Annotated in this window: 1 protein-coding gene and 1 pseudogene; both read right to left on the reverse strand. The window is 67.8% G+C overall.

What is annotated here, in order from left to right:
* Window positions 1-183 (reverse strand): annotated as a pseudogene (locus tag K7711_RS46805) (ISL3 family transposase); the annotation flags it as partial.
* Window positions 184-269: 86 nt separating this feature from the next.
* Entirely contained in the window at window positions 270-5,333 is a 5,064-nt protein-coding gene (mobF, locus tag K7711_RS46810; RefSeq protein ID WP_235748893.1) for a MobF family relaxase, read from the reverse strand.
* Window positions 5,334-5,472: the final 139 nt, after the last annotated feature.

Consider the following 5,472-nt stretch of genomic DNA (forward strand, 5'->3'; position numbering starts at 1 on the left):
TACCACACGCCAGTGATAGCTGTGCACCCGCGCGGACTCGGCGCCGCAGCCCGGACACGCGGCCGGATCATCAGGCGTCCGCGCCCACACCACGACCTGCCTACCCTCGTCGACCACATCCTCCACCACCAGCGGCAGCAAACCCGAAAACACCACGGCAGCAGCCACATTCACGTCACACACCGAAACATGATGCCCCTTACAGTGACGCCACCACCGAAATTGGGCCAGAGCCAGATCTCAGACAGTCCCCGCCGCCGCCCCGGGGTTCACAATCCGAGGTCCTCGTGTCGCGCGGCGGGATCGAGTGTCCCGTCCAGCGTGCTGCTCTGTGTCGGGTCGGTGGCGATATCGGGGCGGTGGTGTTCGCGCGCAATGTGTTCAGCTGCTGCCTGTTCGGGGGTGAGCCGGGTGCGGCGGTGCTGTTCGGCGCGCAGGTCGGCGAGTTCGTTGCGCAGCCAGCCCACGCGCACGGTCGGCTCTGCGTGGTTCTCGTTGGGGGTGGCTGGCCCGAACAAGATGTCTTCGTCGGCGGGCATCGCGAGGCGGTGTTCGGTGTGTGTGATGTGCGCGGTGAGTTCGTGATCGGTGAGCATCTGCACCGGATCGGACACATCGATCGCGTGCGTGTTGGCGAGTGGTGTGTTGGGGAATGGATGCTCGTTGACCCAGGTGTGGATGGCGTGGCGGTCGCGGCGGGTGGGTGCATTGTGCCAGTCGCGGCGGAGTTTCGATTGTGCTTGGGCGGGTGGGTAGGTGTTGGTGATGTGTGCACAGCGGGCGGGAATGTGATCGGCGGGGTCGTGGTCGGGGATGCCGGGGTGGCCGTCGTCGCGGCATTCGCCGCACAGTCCGTCGTCGCTGCGCCGTCCGCGTGCGGGTGCGGTGTCTGCTGTGGCGCGTTCGATTCCGCAGTGCAGACATCCGTATCCGCGGGTGCGGGGGGCGGCGCTGCGGTCATAGTCGAGGGTGTATCCGTCGGGTGGTTGCGGGTCGCGAGCGGCTGAGTGGTAGTGGTGGATGACTCCGCGTGGTAGCGGTAGATGGTCGGGGTCGTCGTCGACAGCGCCGCGGGTGTCGAGATAGCTCTGGACGAAGTCTTGACTGGTGTCGGGTGGTCGGGTGGTTGGGCGGGTCCGGTCGGTCGATTCGTGGTGATCGTGGGGTGCGGTGTCGCGTACCGGATTCCGGGAGGTTGGGTGGCGTTGGGAGCTGTCCGTGGGGGCGTAGATGTGTGGATCGGTGTCCGGGATACAGGCGAGGATGAGTTCGCGGTGGTGGGGGTATCTGTCTGCGGCCCACCGTAATCGGGCTTGTGCGACCGGGAAACTGTTCGCGTAGAGGGTGTTCGCGACCTTGTCCAGGATGTCGCGTTCCTCGACGGAGAGTTGCTCGGTGAGGGTTCCGAACCGGGTGGTTGCCTCGGCGATGTGACCGGTGCGGAACAGTTCGCTGACGGTGTGAAGTTGTTCGGGTACCGAGGCATCGGGGTCCGGGCGAGGTGGCTGTGGTGCCGGATCTGTGCGTTGGTGGGTGTGCGGCGGGCTGTCGTGCTCGTCCATGTCGGGTCCTGTAGCGGTGGAGGGTTGGGTGGAGGATTCGGGGGTGGTGGGTGGTTGGGGCCGAAGGAGAGCTTCGACGCGCCAGGCGAGCGCGGTGGCGAGCCGGTCGGGACGCAGACCAGTGGTGTCTGGCTGGGCGGCGCGCAGGAGTTCGTAGGCGGTGGTGAGCAGATCGGCGGGTGTCCAGTCCGTGCCGGTCGCGCGGTCCACCGCAGCGACCAGGCGCGGCCAGGCGGAGTCGCGGAGAACGCGGTCGGTGGCCTGGTCGCCGAGCAACTGGTGCAGGTGGTTGGTCCACTCGGGCCGCAGATTGTGTGCTGCCGCGGCGGTGGACAGAGCCGCGGGGTCGAGTCCGAGGCGCAGCCACAGCGCGGCGGCGGGCATCTGGTCGGGTAGCGGGCGCTGCGCTGCGGCGGTGGTGAGCAGTGCGTCGATGTCCAGGCCGGCGGTTGCGGCGGTGTCGAGTCGTTCGGCCAGTACCGGCCACCAGGGATCGGCAATGATGCGGGCATCGACCCGCTTGGCCAGGCCTGACCACGTCGCGACGGCAGTGTGTAGATCGCCGACAGCGTCGGTGACGCGAGCGTCCAGGAGTGTTTGGTGGTCGCGTTCGAGGACCGGGTAGCGCGTTGGGCCGGTCGGGCGCGGGTCGGTGTCAGGGACGTGGTTGGCCGCGCGCCAGACTGCGAGATCGGTGATCAGGCGCGGGTTCCCGAGCAGTGGCCGTGCCCACGCGGGCGCGGAAGCGGTGTCCCAGGTGTGCGCGTCGTGGGTGATGTGGGTGGCGAGGTCCGCGATGATCCGTGCTCGTGTGCGTAGTTGTTCGGTGAGGGTGTTGTCGGGTAGTTCGTGTGGCAGTCCGCGAATCCATGGCAGTGGGCCGGGGCCGGTCGAGTGGTTGCCCGAGGGGTCCAGCCGCCAATCCAGCACGGCGGCGGGGTCGTCGGCGGTGTCGAGTTCACGAGCGTGGATTGCGGTACGCAGCGCGGTGACCGGGTCCTGGCCGGACAAGGCGATCGTGGCCAGATGCCCCCGCAGCACCGGGTACGCGGCCGCGCCGGTCAGGCCCGGCCGTAAATGTTCGGCCGCGTCATCGAGTCGGGTTAGCGCGTCGGCGCCGAGTGCGTGTTCGGCGGCCAGCCCGATCGCGTCGAGGTAGATGTCCACCGTGCGCCCGATTCGCCGGTGCGGATCCAGGGCGTCGCGTAGTTCGGTGAGTGCGGACTGTTGGGTCGCGTCGCGGGCAAGGATCCGTTGGAGCACATCCAATTCGGTGCGTGGCATGAGTCCGGGTTCGGTCCAGAAGGATGCTTCGCTGCCGTCGATGGCGGTGGGCACGTACAGGTGGTTGGCGTGCGCGCCACGCGTGAGCGCCACATACAGCTGGTTGCGTGACTCTGATCCGGTCAGTGCGATGTGGCAGGTATCGACCGTGATGCCTTGGGCGGAATCGATCGTGACCGCATACCCGAGGCGCACATGCGCTCGCACATAGTCCGCGGGCAGGACCGTCGGGTGTCCGAGCCGGCGCTCGGATCGCAGATGTCTTGCGCTCACACTGCCGTCCGGATGCACCGCGGTGACGATCCACCGGTAGCCGTTACGCACCCAATCGTGTTCCCCGACGCGCAGTCCGGGATCGTTGTGACGGGTGCAGATGATGTCACCGACTGAGGCGAACAGGTCATCGGACAGCCGCGTCTCTAGACCGATGGGGGTGGTGTCGCGGGCGAGTCGGTCGGCGCGTGCGCGTTCGTTCAGGTCGGTGACGATCGCGTGGGTGGGGGCGAGCATGAGCGCATCGCGGTCGATGAGGTGGTCCGCGATCCAGCCCGCGTAGGCGTGATCGTGGGCGGTGGGCGGGGCGCCGGAATGCACGCGTTGGTGGTCCAGGTAGTACGCGAATCCGGCCGGATCCCCGTCTCGCAGGAGCAGGCTCGCGGATCCTTCGGCGGTGTCGGCGAACCTCACCACGTGGCTCAGGGTGGAGGCGCGGGCCGCGTCGGCGGTGTTCGCAGCGCTGCCCGCGGCCTCGATCGCGGGGAGTTGCCGGTCATCCCCGACGCACCGGATGACCGCGTCGCGGGCGGTGAGGAACTCGAACAGCCGGAGGCGTTTGTCGTCGCCGAGTTTGATGTGCTCGTCCACGATCACCAACGTGTCCTGGCCGATCTGCAGCACCCACTGCGGCACCGACGCGGCGAAACCGTTCTCGCGGCGTGGATTCGGTGACGGTGTGTGGGCGTCGATGATGGTCAGCAGCCGGTCGGCGGTTTCGGTGCGCGCACTGGTCGCCGCGGCGAGTTCCGCGGCCGCCGCCGCGGTCGGCGCCAGCCCCAGCACGGTGCCACCCGAGGCGCGCCAGGCGTCCACCAGCACGCGCATGGCGGTGGTTTTTCCCGCGCCGGCGGGCGCGTTGGTGGTCTCGATCCGCCACGACGAGCGCGCGAAAGCCCGCACGACCGCGATCTGCCCGGCGTTCAACTGCCGATCCTGGTGGGCCGGATCGCGGTTGTAGGCGTCGATCGCGGCGGTGATCAGAGGTTCGGGGAGGGTGCGTGCCCCGGTCTGCAGGGACAGGTCGATCAACCGATCGGTGACCTGCAGCCGCCGCGCCGAGGTGTACGACTGCGCACCAGACGCGTTGTAAACGCTGGCACCGCTACGTCGTTGGAACACTGTCGGCACGCGGCCCAGCGCGGGTTCCGCGTCGGTGTCGGGGTCCCCGCGGGCGATCGACCGCTCCGGTGCCAGCGCGTGGGCGGTGACCGCTTCGACGGTCTCAGCCCACCGATCGCGATCCACCAGACCGCGCAGTCGGCGTTCGGTCTCGGCGCGAATGTGATGCCACTGCCACGTCGACCGCTCACCCGACACCGTCTCCAGGACCTGGGCAGCGACCCGCGCCACAGCGTCGGCGTCGAGAACTCGTGGCGGCGTGAGTGGTTGGCGAAACACTCTGGTGAGTGCGGTCGCGAGTGCTTCGCGCCCACCCAGCACGGCAAGAGCCTGTCCGCGCCAGTCCGCGCGTTGCTTGGCCAGGGAGCGCAGTGTGTGTTTGCGGGGGCGTGTGTCGAGGGTGGCCTGTTCGGCCAGCCCGTACATTTCCTTGGGCATCGGCTCACGCCCCACCCGGGACTGGAACGCGGTAGCCAACTCGCCGAGACGGCTGGTGATGGCGGCGTCGCGGCGGGACCAGTGCTGAATCAACACCCATGGCACGCCGATGATTTCGCGGATCGGGCGCTTGGCCGGATCGCTTCCAGGACGTTCGGCGAACCCGAGTCCGAGGTCCGCGGTGAGGTGGTGTTCGAGGCGGGAGTTGTAGATCTCGCTCACCACGACCGTCAAGCGATAGATCATCGACGCATCCAAGGTCCGCCACAGACCATCGAGAGTGCGCACCCGATTCGCGATCAACAGGTGCGTGTGCAGATCCGGATCACCGCACCGGGATTCGCGGTGCGTGAACCGGGCCGCGACGATGCCTTCCACATCGACCTGCCGCACACCGTTGCGGCCCAACCGGGTGTAGATACCGTGCCGCTCCAGCCATTCGATCGCGTCGTCCACCGCGGCCTCGTGCGCCGCGGCGATCCGCTCGCCGCTCGCCTTCGGGGCGATCGCCCACAACGCCGACACGGACTTCACAGGCGAAAAAGTGATATCGAAACCCGCGACCGCGGCGCTTTTCGGGCGTGAGGCTCGTGCCACCCAGGAGGATAATTCGCGGGCATCCAACGGTGCCCGGCCGAACTCCGCAGTGAACATTGCGGTTGCGACTTCGGTGCGGATCCGTGCACGAGCGTCATCGGAAACGGCGGCATGGGGATCGTTTCCTTGGCTAACATTGTGTTTACGAAACGCCTCGCCGCACTGTTCCCGGTATTCGTTAACGGTGTCGTAAACA

Source organism: Nocardia coffeae, assembly GCF_019890715.1.
Lineage (GTDB): Bacteria > Actinomycetota > Actinomycetes > Mycobacteriales > Mycobacteriaceae > Nocardia > Nocardia jiangxiensis.